Below are 15983 nucleotides of genomic sequence, written 5' to 3'. Positions count from 1 at the left end.
ACCGCAGAGAGCGTTATTTCAGGGAACTCACCAGCGCTTTGCGGCTGTCTTCAAGGGAGACGACCCGGCTACAAACGTCTTTACCAAATTTCTGGAAATCCGCTTCCTGGTTTTTCCACTCTTCCTGAATCGCGGTTTGCAGGCCGCCGAGGCTGCCGAGGATCCCCTGCAGCGGATTGCCACCGCCTTTCAGGACCGCCTTCGCGCCCATCTCGTTGATACTGTCCTGCAGAATGCCGCCCATCGCCTGATTAACCAGCTGCTGGCCGTCGGCGCGCACCTGATCGATCGCTTTGTAATGGAAAGTCAGGCCGTCGCTGCGACGTTCAATAATGCGGTTCATCTGGGTTTTCAGCTGCGCGTCAAGTTTGGTCAGACGACCATGCATACTGCTGCTGGCGCCAACCTGCTCGGTAATAATTTTATCCAGCGCCTGACGCCCTTTTTCGACTCGCGTACGCGCGCCGTCATCAATCCATGGCAGGCTGCTGCGCAAGCCGGCCTGATAATCCTGGGCCTGTTCACGCTGGGCCGCAGTCAGAGAATACTGTTTTCCGTTATAGGTCAGATTGCCGTCCGGTTTAATCACCAGATCGCCGTTCTCCCCTGTTACCTGCACCTGATGCGGGCTGAGGATCACGTCGTCACGCGGCGTGACGCTACATTGGTAGTCCGCGTGCGCGGACAGAGCGGTAACGGACAGCGCCACCGCCAGCAGCGTTTTGCGCATCATAAAACTCCCTTAAGACAAAACGGGTCGGCAATTGCCGACCCTTGTCAAACTTAGTCCCACCAGACGTCAAAAAGTTCGCTGGTGCGCACATCGGCAAGCCCGCGTTCTTCCAGCCACTTACGCACGATAGCCTGATGCTCTTCGGTACATTTCCCGATTTCCTGCAGACAGATCAGCCCTTCCCAGGAGAGGTAACCGCTGCCGTCAAACGCCAGTTTGTTCGGCTCGATCACTTCTTCAATCAGGTCATTCACGGTGCGATCGATATGCTCTTCGGTGCTCCCTTCCGGAAAACGCCATGCGACGGAAAAACCGATTTCCTGAAACTCGTCGATATGCATTTTTTTACGCAGACGACGGCTACGATTCTTTGCCATTATTTCACCCTCTCGAACATTAAGTCCCATACGCCGTGGCCAAGACGATGGCCACGCTGTTCAAATTTGGTTACCGGACGCGATTCCGGGCGCGGTACATAATCGTTGCTTTCTGACAGGTTACGATACCCTTCCAGCGATGACATCACTTCCAGCATATGCTCGGCATACGGCTCCCAGTCGGTCGCCATGTGGAAGACGCCGCCCAGTTTGAGCTTACTTTTCACCAGCTCAGCAAAAGGCGCCTGTACGATACGGCGTTTATTATGACGCGCTTTATGCCACGGGTCAGGGAAAAACAGCTGCACCATATTGAGGGAATTATCCGGAATCATGGTGTGGAGCACCTCGACCGCATCGTGACACATCACGCGCAGGTTGTGTACACCCTCTTCTTCGGCGGAGGCCAGGCAGGCACCGACGCCCGGTGAGTGAACTTCGATACCGAGGAAATTCTGCTCAGGCTTCGCTTTCGCCATCGCCACCAGCGAAGCGCCCATGCCGAATCCGATCTCCAGCGTCGTCGGCGCGTTGCGGCCAAACAGCGCGGCAAAATCGAGCGGCGCATCGTTGAACTCAACGCCCATCACCGGCCAAATGTTATCCAGCGCATGCTGCTGCCCTTTGGTCAGGCGGCCCTGGCGGCGGACGAAGCTACGAATACGGCGCAGCGGGCGGCCGTTTTCATCGAATTCCGGAGATATGACGTCGTTTTTCATAAAAGTTAGGTCTGCTTGTGAGAGTGTGCGGAAAACGGGCATTATCCAAAGTTACCCGACGGATGCAAGGGTTTACAGCCTGTCGCCCTTATGCTGCAATCTGCCACCCTGATATCGCGATTCCGGAGCTGTAGCTTTGACTTTTCTCGCCGCGCAATTTTCAGCCCAGGTGCTGGACTGGTACGACAAATACGGGCGTAAAACCCTGCCATGGCAAATGGGTAAAACGCCTTACAAAGTATGGCTCTCCGAGGTGATGTTGCAACAAACGCAGGTCGCCACGGTTATTCCCTATTTTGAACGCTTTATGGCGCGCTTCCCGACGGTTATCGATCTGGCCGAGGCGCCGCTGGATGAAGTGCTGCATCTGTGGACCGGCCTGGGCTATTACGCCCGCGCGCGTAATTTACATAAGGCGGCGCAGCAGGTGGCGAGCCTGCACCGCGGCGAATTCCCGCAAACCTTTGACGAAGTGGCGGCGCTACCCGGCGTCGGACGCTCCACGGCCGGCGCGATTTTATCCCTCTCCCTTGGCAAGCATTACCCCATTCTCGATGGCAACGTGAAGCGCGTGCTGGCCCGCTGCTATGCGGTCAACGGCTGGCCGGGGAAAAAAGAGGTTGAGAAACGATTATGGCAGATCAGCGAAGAGGTCACCCCGGCAAAAGGGGTCGAGCGCTTTAACCAGGCGATGATGGATCTCGGGGCGATAGTCTGCACCCGTACAAAACCCAAATGCGAGATCTGTCCGTTAAGTAACGGCTGCATCGCTTACGCAAACCATTCATGGGCACAATATCCTGGCAAAAAACCGAAGCAGACCATTCCGGAGCGGACGGGCTATTTCCTGCTGATGCAGCATGGCAACGAGGTGTTACTTTCCCAGCGTCCGCCGGTCGGCTTATGGGGCGGATTATTCTGTTTTCCGCAGTTTGAAGAGGAGGCCGCGCTCCGCGAATGGCTGGCTGAGCGTGGGATAAAGGATGATAATCTGACGCAGCTGACCGCGTTCCGCCACACTTTCAGCCATTTCCATCTGGATATTGTGCCGATGTGGCTTAGCATAGATTCATCTGGCGCATGCATGGATGAAGGCAGCACACTCTGGTATAACTTAGCGCAGCCGCCGTCGGTTGGACTGGCGGCTCCCGTGGAGCGCTTGTTGCAACAGTTGAAGGCCGGGGCTCTTGCATAGCTTTCTGGCGAATAAAGAGGATGACTAATGAGCAGAACGATTTTTTGTACTTTCCTGCAGCGTGAAGCGGATGGCCAGGATTTCCAGCTGTATCCGGGTGAGTTAGGCAAACGCATCTATAACGAGATTTCGAAAGAGGCGTGGGCCCAGTGGCAGCATAAGCAAACCATGTTAATCAACGAGCAAAAGCTCAACATGATGAACGTGGAGCATCGCAAGCTGCTGGAACAGGAGATGATCAAGTTCCTGTTTGAAGGGAAAGATGTGCACATTGAAGGCTACACGCCGCCTGAAAAAAAGTAAGAGTCCTCTGACTCTTAAGCACAACAAACACAACGCACACTCCCGGAATGATGAAAAAATATTTAGCGCTAGCGCTCATTGCGCCTTTGCTCGTTTCGTGTTCCAGCTCAAATAAAAAGGGCGATGGGTATAACGAAGCCTGGGTTAAGGACACCAACGGCTTCGATATTCTGATGGGTCAGTTCGCCCATAACATCGAAAATATTTGGGGTTATAACGAAGTTCTGCTCGCCGGGCCGAAAGACTACGTTAAGTACACCGATCAGTATCAGACCCGTAGCCACATCAACTTTGATGAGGGCACCATCACCGTCGAGACCATCGCCGGTACCGATCCGACCGGCCGTTTACGTCAGACCATCATTAAGACGCTACTGATGGGCGACGATCCGGGGTCAATCGACCTCTATTCCGATGCCGATGATATCCAGATCTCGAAAGAGCCGTTCCTGTACGGCCAGGTGGTGGATAACCACGGCGATCCGATTCGCTGGGAGTGGCGAGCCTCGCGCTATGCCGATTATCTGCTGCAAACGCGGCTGAAAAGCCGCAGCAACGGCATGCGGATGATCTACAGCATCACCATTAATCTGGTGCCGAACCACCTCGACAAACGTGCGCATAAGTACATCGGGTACGTTCGCCAGTCGGCGCGGAAGTATGGCGTCGATGAGTCGCTGATTCTGGCGATTATGCAGACCGAATCCTCTTTCAACCCGTACGCCGTGAGCCATGCTGATGCGCTGGGTCTGATGCAGGTTGTGCAGCACAGCGCCGGGAAAGATGTCTTCCGGGCGCAGGGGAAATCGGGACTGCCAAGCCGCAGCTATCTGTTCGATCCGGCGAATAACATTGATACCGGCACCGCCTATCTGGCGATGCTGAATAATGTGTACCTGTCAGGTATCGATAACCCGACCTCGCGCCGCTATGCCGTGATCACCGCATATAACGGCGGTGCCGGCAGCGTATTGCGCGTCTTCTCCAGCGATAAGGTCCAGGCGGCCAATATTATCAACAGCATGACGCCGGGGGATGTCTATTCCACCCTCACCAACCGTCACCCGTCGGCGGAATCGCGCCGCTATCTTTATAAGGTGAATACGGCGCAGAAGTCCTACCGCCGGAAATAAGGTTATCTCCTCACCCGCCCCTTTCCTGACGTGAGAGGGGCGGTTTTTCCCGCTTCACCTCGCCTTTCCCATAGGAAAATGTTATTTGCATCACAATCTAATCTGCAAATTAATGGGGATTGCATTTTTTTGCGGAAGGTAACAAAACATCGCGGCGTTAACTGATAGAATTTCATCAAATTGAAACCCTGAATGTAATTATCACAACACATCCCCCGCTTACTCGTGAGGAAAATAACATGAACCTTAAGCTGCAGCTTAAAATATTGTCGTTTCTGCAGTTCTGCCTGTGGGGTAGTTGGCTGACTACACTTGGCTCCTATATGTTTGTGACGCTCAAGTTCGACGGTGCGTCTATCGGCGCCGTTTACAGCTCGCTCGGCATTGCGGCGGTTCTGATGCCAACGCTGCTGGGTATCGTGGCGGATAAGTGGATCAGCGCGAAGTGGGTTTACGCGCTGTGCCATCTGGTGGGGGCGGGTACGCTGTTTATGGCGGCCCAGGTCACCACGCCTGGGGAGATGTTCTTTGTGATTCTGCTTAACTCGCTGGCCTATATGCCAACGTTGGGCTTAATCAACACGATTTCCTACTACCGACTGAAATCCGCCGGTCTGGATATTGTGACGGATTTCCCACCGATTCGTATCTGGGGCACCATCGGCTTTATCATGGCAATGTGGGGCGTCAGCTTCGCGGGCTTCGAACTGAGCCACATGCAGCTCTACATCGGTGCGGTGCTTTCCGTTGTCCTCGCGCTGTTCACCCTGACGCTGCCGCACGTTCCGGTCTCCAATCAGCAGAAAAACCAGAGCTGGAGCAGCATGCTTGGCCTCGACGCCTTTGCCCTGTTTAAAAACAAGCGGATGGCGATTTTCTTTATTTTCTCCATGCTGTTAGGCGCAGAGCTGCAAATCACCAACATGTTCGGGAATACCTTCCTGCACAGCTTCGATAATAACCCGCTGTTCTCCGGGAGCTTTATCGTTGAGCACGCGTCGGTGATGATGTCGATTTCCCAGATCTCCGAAACCCTGTTCATTCTGACCATTCCGTTCTTCCTGAGCCGCTATGGCATCAAGAACGTGATGATTATCAGTATCTTCGCCTGGATGCTGCGCTTCGGTCTCTTCGCCTATGGCGATCCGACCCCGTTCGGCACCGTGCTGCTGGTTCTGTCGATGATTGTTTACGGCTGCGCCTTCGACTTCTTCAACATCTCCGGCTCGGTGTTTGTTGAGAAAGAGGTGAGACCTGAAATCCGCGCCAGCGCCCAGGGGATGTTCCTGATGATGACCAACGGCTTCGGCTGTATCCTCGGCGGCGTGGTGAGCGGGAAAGTGGTGGAGATGTATACCACCAACGGCATCACCGACTGGCAGCCTGTCTGGCTGATCTTTGCCGCCTACTCGCTGGTTCTGGCCATCGCCTTCATCGCGCTGTTTAAATACAAACACGTGCGTGTACCGGCCGGCGCGCAGACTACCGCCGCGCATTAACCGATTGCCTCCTCCCCCTGCTCTTCGGGGGGAGGGACATCAGCCGCACTTCGCTAAAACCCACGCCACCGACAGTAAATCCGCACTCCCACCCGGGCTTAAATGACGCCTTATCAGCGCTCTGTCCATCTCCAGTAAGCGCCGACGATCCCAGCCGTTCGCCAGCAGCGTTTGCGCATAGCTCTGTACATATCGCAGCCCGTGAATACCGCCGCGCGACACCAGATTACTGTCCGGATTCACCGCCATCAGGCGCAGGAGCAAATCATGCAGCTGGCGGCCGTTCCACAGGGGCAAGACGCGACGTACCGTCGCAAAACCACTTTCCGCCTCACCGCGTGCGCCGGTTAAACCCAGCTGCTGAAACTGACGTTCGCCTGCGGTTACTGCCGCACTGCGGCCAGCCAGCTCACGCGCCACCAGCCCCCGGCACAGAATCCTCACTTCGCTACAGAGGCTTGACGCGGTCACCTCCCGCACTCTTCCGGCGGCAAAACAGAGCAGCCCGAGAGAAAATATCCCCCCTTTATGAGTATTCACGCCGCCGGTTGCGGCATACATTGCCTGCTCGCAGGCAATGCCCATCGGGCGTAGCAGACGCAGCTGCTCGCCTGCCGGTTGGTCTGCGTAGTCACTCCCCAGCTCGGTAAAGCGGGAGAGCCACGGCGTAATCGCAGTAATACTGCGGACAAACAGAGCGTGGTCCATATCATGATGAGCCCCGTTGTTGAGTCGGTCCACCAGCCCCGGCTTGGGGGTCAGCTCCAGCTCCTGCCACAGGGCCTCTTCCGCCAGACGAGGGACCTCAATGGCGCAAAATTTAGTCGCGGGCAAACCAGTCATTGATAATCTTCTCCACGCCTCCCACCACCTGTCCGACCGGATGCTTGCGCGAGCGAGAGCAGACATGCGCCGGCTCATCGCACACCAGGCAGCGGCGCATGTGCAGCCCCAGCGACAGACGGCCAACGTGGCCATCCTGCGGGCAGATCACATCCAGATCCCACAGCCTACCGAGCGGATGACTCTGCTCCAGCGCCACGCAGTGGGCCTTGATCTCCGGCGCATTATGCGCCACGGACCACATCGCCTCAGGCCCCGTCGGGAGCCACAGCACCTGGCGATCCCGCACCGGCCAGCGGTTCTCCCACAGCAGCTGGTCGCACATCTGGAGCGCCACGCCCATCGTATTGCGGTAGCGGAGACTATTTTTTACCGTTCCCGGCGTCACCAGGGTCAGCGAAATAATCGGCTGTTGATAACGTCTTAGCCAGTCAGCCTGGCGCGCCGCGCGGCACTCTTTCGCCGCCAGCCACGCCTCCAGGCTGACACCCGCCTCCACGGGTGTCGCAGTGGTCATGTTGTTACTCCTTAACCTGGCGCACGGTATCAATCACCCGCCCGTCGCGGTAGCGAATGACGCCGACGATTTTGTCCGTGAATTCAATGGGTCTGGGGACCCCGCAGAGCGAGATAGCCCGCGCGTACAGCGCGTCGATATCGACGATGTTCATCCCGGCGGCAATCAGGCGCGCGCGGATCTCCGGTCGTGCCGGATTCACCGCAATGCCGTGGTCAGTGACCAGGACATCAATGCTTTCTCCCGGCGTTAGTCGCGTCGTCACCCGCTTCACTACCGTGGGAATACGGCTACGCAGCAGCGGGGCGACGACAATAGTCAGGTTTGCCGCTGCCGCCACATCACAGTGACCGCCGGACGCCCCGCGCATGACGCCGTCGGAACCGGTAATCACGTTAACGTTGAAATCGACGTCGATTTCCAGCGCGCTGAGAATAGCCACGTCGAGCTGGTCACAGCTCGCCGCCTTGCTGCCCGGGTTGGCATAGACGTTGGTGGAGATCTCCACATGATGAGGGTTGCGCGCCAGCGAAGCGGCCGCCTGACCGTCGAAGCACTGCGTATCGAGCAGCTTTTCAATCAGTCCTTTCTCATGCAGATCCACCAGACTGCCGGTAATCCCCCCCAGCGCAAAACGGGCTTTCACGCCGCTACGCTCCATCTTCTCTTCCATAAAGCGGGTGCAGGCGGTGGCCGCCGCACCGGAGCCGGTCTGCATCGAAAAACCGTCCCTGAAGTACCCGGAGTGCTCAATCACATCTGCCGCATAGCGGGCGATCATCAGTTCACGCGGGTTACTGGTGACGCGCGCCGCGCCGACGCTGATCTTCGCCGGGTCGCCCACGCTATCCACCTGCACGATGTAATCCACCTGATCCTGCATCAGGCTCGCGGGCATATTGGGGAAAGGCACCAGTTCTTCAGTCAGCAGCACCACCCGTCGGGCAAAGTGCGCATCGACCATCGCATAGCCGAGCGAACCGCAGCAGGAGCGCCCGTGGGTGCCGTTGGCATTGCCGAACTCATCGCTGCACGGCACACCGAGAAACGCGACGTCAATGTTCAGCTCGCCATCCTGTAATAATTTCACTCGCCCGCCGTGGGAATGGATCTGCACCGGCTCATCCATCACTCCGTGGGAGATAGCCTCCGCCAGTTTCCCGCGCATCCCTGAGGTATAAATGCGACGAATCACCCCGCTCTGGATATGTTCGATAAGAGCATCGTTGCAGGTCATCAAGGAGCTGGAAGCCAACGTCAGGCCTTTAAAACCCATTTGCGCCAGCTTCGCCACCACGCTGTTAATCACCCGATCGCCTTCACGGAAGGCATGGTGAAAGGAGATAGTCATTCCGTCCTGCAGGCCGCTGCGCACCACCGCCTCCTCGAGGGATTCACACAGCTTACGGCGATGCTTTTCCTCTACGTCGGCCAGCCAGGGCGTCGCGCTGAGGGCAGAATCAAACGGTTTTAAATCCCGCAGATGGGGGAAGGTCGCATGGAGAAGTTCTGTCTGGTTCATTGTTTTATCCTTAACGGCGGACGCCGGAGGCGGCCGCGCGTTCCAGCACTCTCTGTGCGTGGTTAATAATCGGGGCGTCGACCATTTTGCCGTTGAGCGAGACCACGCCCAGGCCATTGCGTTCCCCCTCCTGCGCGGCCTCAATCACTAACTGCGCGTGTTCAACCTCCTGTCGGGTTGGCGCATACGCATTGTGCAGCAGGTCAATCTGACGCGGGTTAATCAACGATTTGCCGTTAAAGCCCATTTTGCGAATCAACTCGACTTCGCGCAGGAATCCGGCTTCGTCGTTCACGTCTGACCACACCACGTCGAAGGCATCGATGCCGGCTGCCCGCGCGGCATGCAGTACCGCACAGCGGGCGTAGAACAGTTCGGTACCATCGCTGCGCTCGGTCTGCATATCCATCACATAATCAAAGGCCGCCAGCGCAATACCAATCAGCCGCGGGGAACGGCGAGCAATAGCCACGGCGTTAATGACGCCAACGGCCGACTCAATCGCCGCCATGATGCGGGTGGACCCCACTTCACGCCCGCAGTCGCGCTCGATGCGCACCAGGTGGCTTTCCAGTTCGTCGATATCTTCCGGAGTATCGGTTTTCGGCAATCGGATCACGTCCACGCCAGCTCGCACGGCGGCCTCCAGATCCAGCAAGCCAAACGGCGTGCTCAGCGGGTTAATGCGCACCACGGTTTCGATATCCTGATACATCGGGTGCTGGAGCGCATGCCAGACCAGCAGGCGCGCGCTGTCTTTCTCGCGCAGCGCCACCGCGTCCTCAAGATCGAACATGATCGAATCGGGACGGTAGATAAAGGCGGTAGAGAGCATCGCTGCGTTAGCGCCCGGCAGGAATAACATGCTACGACGGAGCCTGTTCATCACAGCGTCCTCCAGTCGATATGCGGTTCATCGGCAGCGCGCAGCACCGCGCTTTGCAGGCGCGCGCGAATGACGCAATCCAGCGCGCCTTTGTCTTCGATGATAATCAACCCCTGCCGCACCGCCATCGCGTGCAGCGTTTCCTCAACCACCTGACGAATCTGCTCGCCAAACTGCTTTATCACTTCACTGTGGATGACAATCTCCAGCTCGCCGTCGGCGGGGGCGATTTTCACCATCAGGTCGCTGGACTCCTGCGTACCGGCCAGCGCCTCCCTTACAATTTTCATGATCGTTTCCTGATAATTAAGCGACTTCCGCGCTGTAGTGCGCTTCGAGATGCGCGAAAGTGGATTCCGGGACAATGTCCCGAATACGAGAATACTGTTCTGTCTTAAGTAAACGACGGACTTCCGAGGCCGAAATGGCGCTTCCCCCAACCTTAATACGGGTCATCTCCTCAACGTTGATACGACCCGCCAGCAGTTCGTGCAGCGTCTGGTTGTACTGACGGGTGATATCGCAAAACGGCTCGGAGCCGATAAAACGATGGGTAATGCCGAGAGACGGCGCGATGTAGTCGCGAAAGATCAGCACGTCGATTTCACTCCACGCCTGCTGCACTTTTCCGCTCTCTTTCAGGAAGTAGGCCGGAAAAGTGGCGCGCGAGATGATGTACTGCGAGCCCTCGTGCACGGAGACATTCGCCAGATGCGCCACTCCGGCCCGTACCATCTCCAGACGCGCGGCGAACGGAAAGAATGAGGCGTCTTCACGTACCACAAACAGATGCAGCCAGTCGCAGCGTGCCGCCGCGTGTTCCACCAGATGGCGGTGGCCAAGCGTGAACGGATTCGCATTCATGACAATCGCCCCGATATCCTTGCCGGGCCGGCGCTCACCGCGCAGCGAACGGCAGTAGCGCGTAATGCCCTGCGGCGTGTTCTCCATCAATACCGCGTTATTGCCACTGCGGGCGACAGGCCAGAAGCCGCTGCGGGAAAAGCGCTCCTCGTTACAGGGCCGGGTGCAGAGGAAGAGATGAAAATGGCCGCGCGCGAGGGCGACGTTTTCCACTTCCGCCAGCAGCCGCGCGCTGAGATTCACACCGCGCAGCTGCTCATCGACCGCCACGCATTTGATAACGTTGGCGGCCAGCCCCGCGCAGCCCACCAGCTGCTCTCCGGACCAGGCCTCAACGAACAGCGTGATATCGTTGTCCATCCCCAGACCGCTGTCCGTCAGCAGGTAACGAATCCGGCTCAGACGTTCCGGGTGTTGGGCCACTTCCGTGAAGCGAAAGTCGATAGCAGGTTGCGAGTCCATCATCACGCCTTACTCAATGTGCCGTCGTCAGCGTGCTGGCTGGCGCTTCCATGATCACATTGCTGAGATGGCCAATATGCTCAATCTCAACCTCAATGCGATCGCCCTCCTGCATAAACAGCGGCGGGTTCCGCTTTTTCCCCACCCCACCCGGCGATCCGGTGATGATCACATCGCCCGGGCTTAAGCGGGTGAAGGTGCTGATGTACTCGATCAGCTCCGCCACCTTGTGGATCATGCTGCTGGTGTTGTCATCCTGAACCATCCGGCCGTTCAGCCAGGTGCGGATCGTCAGCTGATGCGGATCCGGGATCTCATCCGCGGTCGCCATCCACGGGCCGAATGCGCCGGTCTGCCGCCAGTTTTTCCCCGCGGTAAACCAGCTGTGCTGCCAGTCGCGTGCGGATCCATCCATGTAGCAGCTGTAGCCAGCAACGTGGCGCAGCGCCTCCTCGCGACGGATGTTTTCGCCGCCTTTGCCGATAATCACCGCCAGTTCGCCTTCGTAGTCAAATTCGCGGGAATGGCGCGGTTTCAACACCGGCGCGTTGTGCGCCGTCTGAGAATCGGCAAAGCGGACAAACAGCGTCGGCGCCGGATTGTGCTGATCGAACTCTTTGCGCTTTTCGGCATAGTTCATGCCCACGCAGAGGATCTTTTCCGGCTGCTCAATCACCGGCAGGAAGGTGACGGCGCTCATCGGCACATCGACCACATCGTTGAGATAGCGGCTGGCTTCAGCCAGGCCGTTACCCTGCAGCAGCGCCTTGAGGTCGCCGTAGCGATCGCCAAGACGACGACCTAAATCAATCATCCCTTCGGCTTTGACGATGCCGAAGCTGCGAATGTCCTGATAGATAAAGCTTGCGAGTTTCATTGTTGTTTCCTGAAAACTTAAACAAGGAAGTTGCCGAGAATCAGCAGCGAGACCGAGACATTAATTGCGCCGCCGATACGAGTGGCAATCTGGGCGAATGGCATCAGGCTCATACGATTGCCGGCGGTCAGAATCGCCACATCACCGGTGCCGCCCTGTCCGCTCTGGCAGCAGGAGACGATGGCGACATCAATCGGATGCATGCCAATCTTTTTGCCGACGAAGAAACCGGTCGCCACCAGCGCAGAGACGGTGCTGATAATCACCAGCAGGTTGCTGACGGTGAAAGCAGCGACCAGTTCGTGCCACGGGGTGATCGCGACGCCAACGGCAAACAGGATGGGATAGGTCACAGAAGTCTGGAAGAATTTGTAGACCACCTGAGAACCTTCAAGGATGCGCGGGGAGACGCCGTTAAACAGTTTCACCAGCACCGCCATGAACAGCATGCCGACCGGTGCAGGCAGACCAATCAGCTTGTGGCCCAGCATCCCCAGCATATACAGCAGTACCGCCAGCAGCGCGCCGGAAGCGATGGTAGTAACGTCGACTTTTCCAGAGAAGGCCGGCTGGGGGGCCGTTTCATCGGTATTCGCGCGGTTTGGCATCAGCTGGCCTTCACCGGTCAGGTGCGGATAGCGTTTGCCGAGTTGGTTCAGACAGCCGGAGATGATAATGGCGGTGAGGCCGCCCAGCATCACCATCGGCAGGACGCGTCCCAGCGCCACGCCCTGATCCATATGCAGCAACGTCGCATAGCCGATCGACAGCGGGATCGCGCCTTCGCCCACGCCGCCCGCCATGATCGGCAGTATGATAAAGAAGAAGATCTGGAACGGTTCAAGACCGAGCGCCAGGCCCACGCTCATACCGACGATCATGCCGACAATTTCACCGCACAGCATCGGGAAGAAGATGCGCAGGAAGCCCTGAATCAGCACGGTGCGGTTCATGCTCATGATACTGCCGACAATAATGCAGCAGATGTAGAGATAGAGAATATTGGTGGATTTGTAGAATTTGGTGGTGGACTCCACCACCACATCCGGCAGCAGGCCGTAGTAGACTAGCGCCGAAGGGATGAACGTCGCGCAAATCGCCGCCGCACCGAGTTTGCCGACGATCGGCAGACGTTTGCCGAATTCGCCGCAGGCAAAACCAAAAAACGCCAGCGTGGCAACCATCACCACGATATCACTCGGTAACTTCCCCCCCAGACAATCGACGGCAATCAGCAGTCCGGCAAGAACAAACAGCGGTAAAGGAATAATCCCTACTTTCCAGCTATCCATAATATGCCACCAGCGCTCTTTGAGCGAAGGTTTGTGAATATCAATTGGGTCCTGGGTAACAGAGAAAGAATCGTCAGTTGTGCTCATTATTAAGCCCCTTGGTTATTTTGTGCAGGCAGCTTAATGTGCCAAAAGCAGACTTAATGTGAGGATCAGCATATTAAAACCGAAACTTTAATGGATGCTATGGTTTTAATGGTTTCTTTTATTTAATGTGATTCATAGTTTATTTATTGGCGTGGTTTTTATGGTTTATTTTCTAAAACGAACAAACAAATAACATTTATTAACGTAAATTTAAGATCTGCTGCGGCAGCAATATTTTCCTTATGCAGAGCGCTTGTGCAAAGGATCACAAGTTTCCGGCAAAGCAGATGCCAGCCGGAAAAAAGATGATATATTAGCCACTTCCATTGATACCCAGCGTGATAGCGATGAAAGTGTCATTTCAAATAAAGCTGTTCATTTCACTGACGGCCTTTTTCTCAGTACTCTTCGTGCTGTTGGGAGGCTATTATTATATTGATGTCGAAAAACAGCTGTATATGGAAATGAGTACGCGGGCAAAAATACAAGCAGAAGAGATCGCCATCATCCCTGTATTACGGGAAAATGTCGCCAGAAAGGATATTAGCGCAATCACTCATTTCATGCATAAAATAGCGGCACGCAGTGACGCCAGTTTTATTGTCGTCGGCGATAATCAAGGTCGTCATTTGTTTCATTCGGCGTTCGCCGACCGGGTCGGCACTCTGCTCGTGGGTGGTGATAACGAGGAGGTGCTGAAGGGCAAAACCACCACCACCATTCGCCAGGGAGGTCTGGGAATTTCGCTGCGCAGCAAAGCCCCGATATTCAGCGAGGACGGCCAGGTGGTGGGTATTGTCTCCGTGGGCTATCTCACCAGCTATCTCGACACCATTACCGTCAGTAAAGCCGTCAATATTCTGCTCGCTGCCGTTTTGCTGCTCGTGGCCCTGTTCGTGTTTTCATGGTTTTTTACCCGCAGCATTAAGAAGCAGATTTTCTCGCTGGAGCCGCGTGAAATCGGTCTGCTGGTGCGCCAGCAAAAGGCGATGATGGAGTCGATCTACGAAGGGGTGATCGCTATCGATAACCATCTGCGGATCGAGGTGATCAACCAGGCGGCGCGGAAGCTGCTGGGCCTGAATCAGCCCGCCCGACAGCTGCGCGGACAGCCGATCGGCCAGGTGATCGCCCCCGTCCCCTTCTTCTCACCGCAAACGATGCTGCAACGGGACACGCATGATGAGATCTGTCGGTTCAACGATCTGACGGTGATCGCCAGCCGCGTACGGATCATGCTGGAGGACTCGCTGCAGGGCTGGGTGATAACTTTCCGCGATCGCAATGAGATAGACACCCTCAGCGCTCAGCTCAGCCAGGTGAAACGCTACGTCGACAATCTGCGCATCATGCGCCATGAGCAGCTCAACCGCATGACCACGCTCTCCGGCCTGCTGCATATGGGGCGCTATGAGGAAGCCATTCACTATATTCAGGCCCAGTCAGAACACGCCCAGGAGCTGCTGGACTTTATCTCGTCGCGCTTTCATTCGCCAACGCTGTGCGGTCTGCTGTTAGGCAAGGCCTCCCGCGCCCGCGAAAAAGGGGTGCAACTGAGCTTCGATCCGGCCTGCCGGATGGCGAGCCCCTTCGCACCGCTTGCCGAAGCAGAGCTGATTTCGATTATCGGCAACCTGCTGGATAACGCCATTGAAGCGACGCAGCGCGCGCCGCTGCCGCACGAGCCGGTAGAGGTGCTGATCAAGCTGAATGCGCAAGAGCTGATCGTCGAAGTGGCCGATCGGGGGGTCGGCATTACGCCGGCCTTGCGCGAGCGGATATTTGAGCGCGGCATCACCACCAAAACCTGCGGCGACCACGGCATCGGACTGTACCTGATCGACAGCTATGTCAGCCAGGCTGGCGGGACGATCGAGGTCGCCGACAATATACCCCGCGGCGCGATTTTTTCACTGTTTATTCCCGCCACGGGAAGCGCCTGGCGCCCGGAACAGGAACTGGAACTGGAAGAGACCGACTATGCAACATGAACTTATCGATGTACTGATCGTGGAAGACGAGCACGCGTTGGCGCTGCTGCATGCGGAGCTGATTGGCAAACATCCGGGCCTGCGGCTGGTGGGCATTGCGTCATCTCTGGCTGACGCGCAGACGCAAATTGAGAGTAAGCGACCGCAGCTGGTGCTGCTGGATAATTACCTGCCGGACGGGAAAGGGATTACGCTTATCGGCAATGCGATGCTGGCAGGTACCCACTGTTCGGTCATCTTTATCACCGCCGCCAGCGATATGGATACCTGTAGCCTGGCGATCCGCAACGGCGCGTTCGACTACATTCTCAAGCCGGTATCGTGGAAGCGTCTTAACCAGTCACTTGAGCGCTTTATGCAGTTCGCTGAACAACAGCGGGTGTGGAAGATTGTCGATCAGCAAAACGTGGACTCCCTGTATCAACTGCAGGCGAAAAACTACCGTCAGGATAACGGCAGCAAAGGCATAGAGGGGAATACGCTGGCGCGGGTACAAAATCTCTTTAGCCACCATACGCTGCACTGCTTTTCGGTGGACGAAGTCGCGAGCGCGACGGGACTGAGTAAAACCACCGCCCGCCGCTATCTGGAACACTGCGTGGAGAGCGGTTTTCTCAGCGTGGAGATGCAATACGGTAAAATTGGCCATCCGCGCAGAATGTACAGACATAGCGCGGGCTGAG

At 56.7% G+C, this 15983-nt stretch carries 17 protein-coding genes; 6 read left to right on the top strand and 11 right to left on the bottom strand.

Features of this window, described 5'->3' with window-relative positions; translation table 11 throughout:
• Positions 1–13: 13 nt before the first annotated feature.
• Genes Q1L34_RS03825 through trmB form a run of 3 tightly spaced genes read right to left on the bottom strand, consistent with a single transcriptional unit; the run spans position 14 to position 1829 of the window.
• The gene (locus Q1L34_RS03825) at positions 14–733 is read right to left on the bottom strand and encodes a YggN family protein (protein WP_015585744.1); all 720 of its coding nucleotides are present in this window, start codon (positions 731–733) and stop codon (positions 14–16) included.
• 50 nt (positions 734–783) lie between these two features.
• A complete protein-coding gene (locus tag Q1L34_RS03820; protein ID WP_004867521.1) occupies positions 784–1110 on the bottom strand; it encodes a YggL family protein in 327 nt (108 codons plus the stop codon).
• Positions 1110–1829, bottom strand: coding sequence for a tRNA (guanosine(46)-N7)-methyltransferase TrmB (trmB, locus tag Q1L34_RS03815; RefSeq protein WP_004867525.1), 720 nt, complete (start codon positions 1827–1829; stop codon positions 1110–1112). Before trmB ends, Q1L34_RS03820 begins: the two co-directional genes overlap by 1 nt.
• A 136-nt stretch (positions 1830–1965) precedes the next feature.
• Here trmB and mutY point away from each other — a divergent pair, with 136 nt between their 5' ends.
• From mutY to Q1L34_RS03795, 4 genes are all read left to right on the top strand, one after another.
• Positions 1966–3024: an A/G-specific adenine glycosylase gene (gene mutY, locus Q1L34_RS03810; RefSeq protein ID WP_088883669.1), complete on the top strand. Its 1059-nt coding sequence runs from the start codon at positions 1966–1968 to the stop codon at positions 3022–3024.
• 27 nt (positions 3025–3051) lie between these two features.
• Positions 3052–3327 (top strand): oxidative damage protection protein, encoded by a 276-nt coding sequence (locus tag Q1L34_RS03805; protein ID WP_099144026.1) that lies wholly within the window; start codon positions 3052–3054, stop codon positions 3325–3327.
• A gap of 50 nt (positions 3328–3377) precedes the next feature.
• Positions 3378–4460 carry a membrane-bound lytic murein transglycosylase MltC gene (gene mltC / locus Q1L34_RS03800; protein WP_327204569.1) on the top strand — a complete coding sequence of 361 codons (1083 nt, stop codon included), beginning with the start codon at positions 3378–3380 and terminating at the stop codon, positions 4458–4460.
• A gap of 239 nt (positions 4461–4699) precedes the next feature.
• Entirely contained in the window at positions 4700–5959 is a 1260-nt protein-coding gene (locus Q1L34_RS03795; protein ID WP_004867542.1) for a nucleoside permease, read from the top strand.
• 39 nt (positions 5960–5998) lie between these two features.
• Here the strand turns inward: Q1L34_RS03795 and citG are convergent, their stop codons facing one another.
• Genes citG through Q1L34_RS03755 form a run of 8 tightly spaced genes read right to left on the bottom strand, consistent with a single transcriptional unit; the run spans position 5999 to position 13309 of the window.
• Complete coding sequence (citG, locus tag Q1L34_RS03790) at positions 5999–6802, bottom strand: triphosphoribosyl-dephospho-CoA synthase CitG (RefSeq protein WP_015585741.1); 804 nt, start codon at positions 6800–6802, stop codon at positions 5999–6001.
• Positions 6780–7319: a citrate lyase holo-[acyl-carrier protein] synthase gene (gene citX / locus Q1L34_RS03785; RefSeq protein WP_004867550.1), complete on the bottom strand. Its 540-nt coding sequence runs from the start codon at positions 7317–7319 to the stop codon at positions 6780–6782. Before citX ends, citG begins: the two co-directional genes overlap by 23 nt.
• Before the next feature lie 4 nt (positions 7320–7323).
• Complete coding sequence (gene citF, locus Q1L34_RS03780; RefSeq protein ID WP_032718241.1) at positions 7324–8841, bottom strand: citrate lyase subunit alpha; 1518 nt, start codon at positions 8839–8841, stop codon at positions 7324–7326.
• Between the two features lie 10 nt (positions 8842–8851).
• Positions 8852–9727: a citrate (pro-3S)-lyase subunit beta gene (gene citE / locus Q1L34_RS03775; RefSeq protein ID WP_004867558.1), complete on the bottom strand. Its 876-nt coding sequence runs from the start codon at positions 9725–9727 to the stop codon at positions 8852–8854.
• The gene (gene citD, locus Q1L34_RS03770) at positions 9727–10017 is read right to left on the bottom strand and encodes a citrate lyase acyl carrier protein (RefSeq protein ID WP_004867561.1); all 291 of its coding nucleotides are present in this window, start codon (positions 10015–10017) and stop codon (positions 9727–9729) included. The genes citE and citD overlap by 1 nt, the downstream gene beginning before the upstream one ends.
• A gap of 16 nt (positions 10018–10033) precedes the next feature.
• Positions 10034–11053 (bottom strand): [citrate (pro-3S)-lyase] ligase, encoded by a 1020-nt coding sequence (citC, locus tag Q1L34_RS03765; protein ID WP_032718242.1) that lies wholly within the window; start codon positions 11051–11053, stop codon positions 10034–10036.
• A 13-nt stretch (positions 11054–11066) separates the two neighbouring features.
• Complete coding sequence (locus Q1L34_RS03760) at positions 11067–11930, bottom strand: fumarylacetoacetate hydrolase family protein (RefSeq protein WP_305841154.1); 864 nt, start codon at positions 11928–11930, stop codon at positions 11067–11069.
• A 17-nt stretch (positions 11931–11947) separates the two neighbouring features.
• Entirely contained in the window at positions 11948–13309 is a 1362-nt protein-coding gene (locus Q1L34_RS03755) for a 2-hydroxycarboxylate transporter family protein (protein ID WP_064359204.1), read from the bottom strand.
• Positions 13310–13656: 347 nt separating this feature from the next.
• Between Q1L34_RS03755 and Q1L34_RS03750 the strand changes: the two genes are divergently transcribed.
• Both Q1L34_RS03750 and Q1L34_RS03745 read left to right on the top strand, forming a co-directional pair.
• On the top strand, positions 13657–15300 hold the full coding sequence (locus Q1L34_RS03750) for an ATP-binding protein (RefSeq protein ID WP_064359205.1): 1644 nt from the start codon (positions 13657–13659) through the stop codon (positions 15298–15300).
• A complete protein-coding gene (locus tag Q1L34_RS03745; protein ID WP_015585738.1) occupies positions 15290–15982 on the top strand; it encodes a response regulator in 693 nt (230 codons plus the stop codon). Before Q1L34_RS03750 ends, Q1L34_RS03745 begins: the two co-directional genes overlap by 11 nt.
• Position 15983 lies beyond the last annotated feature (1 nt).

This window comes from Klebsiella ornithinolytica (genome assembly GCF_030505655.1).
Classification (GTDB): domain Bacteria; phylum Pseudomonadota; class Gammaproteobacteria; order Enterobacterales; family Enterobacteriaceae; genus Klebsiella; species Klebsiella ornithinolytica.
The sequence above is the reverse complement of the archived record's forward strand: the minus strand, read 5'-3'. Positions and strand labels throughout refer to the sequence as shown.

Bases quoted from the DNA above. Each gene is read 5' to 3' on its own strand.
- Q1L34_RS03825 (WP_015585744.1), bottom strand. From the start codon at position 733: ATGATGCGCAAAACGCTGCTGGCGGTGGCGCTGTCCGTTACCGCTCTG.
- Q1L34_RS03820 (WP_004867521.1), bottom strand. From the start codon at position 1,110: ATGGCAAAGAATCGTAGCCGTCGTCTGCGTAAAAAAATGCATATCGAC.
- trmB (WP_004867525.1), bottom strand. From the start codon at position 1,829: ATGAAAAACGACGTCATATCTCCGGAATTCGATGAAAACGGCCGCCCG.
- Q1L34_RS03805 (WP_099144026.1), top strand. From the start codon at position 3,052: ATGAGCAGAACGATTTTTTGTACTTTCCTGCAGCGTGAAGCGGATGGC.
- mltC (WP_327204569.1), top strand. From the start codon at position 3,378: ATGAAAAAATATTTAGCGCTAGCGCTCATTGCGCCTTTGCTCGTTTCG.
- Q1L34_RS03795 (WP_004867542.1), top strand. From the start codon at position 4,700: ATGAACCTTAAGCTGCAGCTTAAAATATTGTCGTTTCTGCAGTTCTGC.
- citG (WP_015585741.1), bottom strand. From the start codon at position 6,802: ATGACTGGTTTGCCCGCGACTAAATTTTGCGCCATTGAGGTCCCTCGT.
- citX (WP_004867550.1), bottom strand. From the start codon at position 7,319: ATGACCACTGCGACACCCGTGGAGGCGGGTGTCAGCCTGGAGGCGTGG.
- citF (WP_032718241.1), bottom strand. From the start codon at position 8,841: ATGAACCAGACAGAACTTCTCCATGCGACCTTCCCCCATCTGCGGGAT.
- citE (WP_004867558.1), bottom strand. From the start codon at position 9,727: ATGAACAGGCTCCGTCGTAGCATGTTATTCCTGCCGGGCGCTAACGCA.
- citD (WP_004867561.1), bottom strand. From the start codon at position 10,017: ATGAAAATTGTAAGGGAGGCGCTGGCCGGTACGCAGGAGTCCAGCGAC.
- citC (WP_032718242.1), bottom strand. From the start codon at position 11,053: ATGGACTCGCAACCTGCTATCGACTTTCGCTTCACGGAAGTGGCCCAA.
- Q1L34_RS03760 (WP_305841154.1), bottom strand. From the start codon at position 11,930: ATGAAACTCGCAAGCTTTATCTATCAGGACATTCGCAGCTTCGGCATC.
- Q1L34_RS03755 (WP_064359204.1), bottom strand. From the start codon at position 13,309: ATGAGCACAACTGACGATTCTTTCTCTGTTACCCAGGACCCAATTGAT.
- Q1L34_RS03750 (WP_064359205.1), top strand. From the start codon at position 13,657: ATGAAAGTGTCATTTCAAATAAAGCTGTTCATTTCACTGACGGCCTTT.
- Q1L34_RS03745 (WP_015585738.1), top strand. From the start codon at position 15,290: ATGCAACATGAACTTATCGATGTACTGATCGTGGAAGACGAGCACGCG.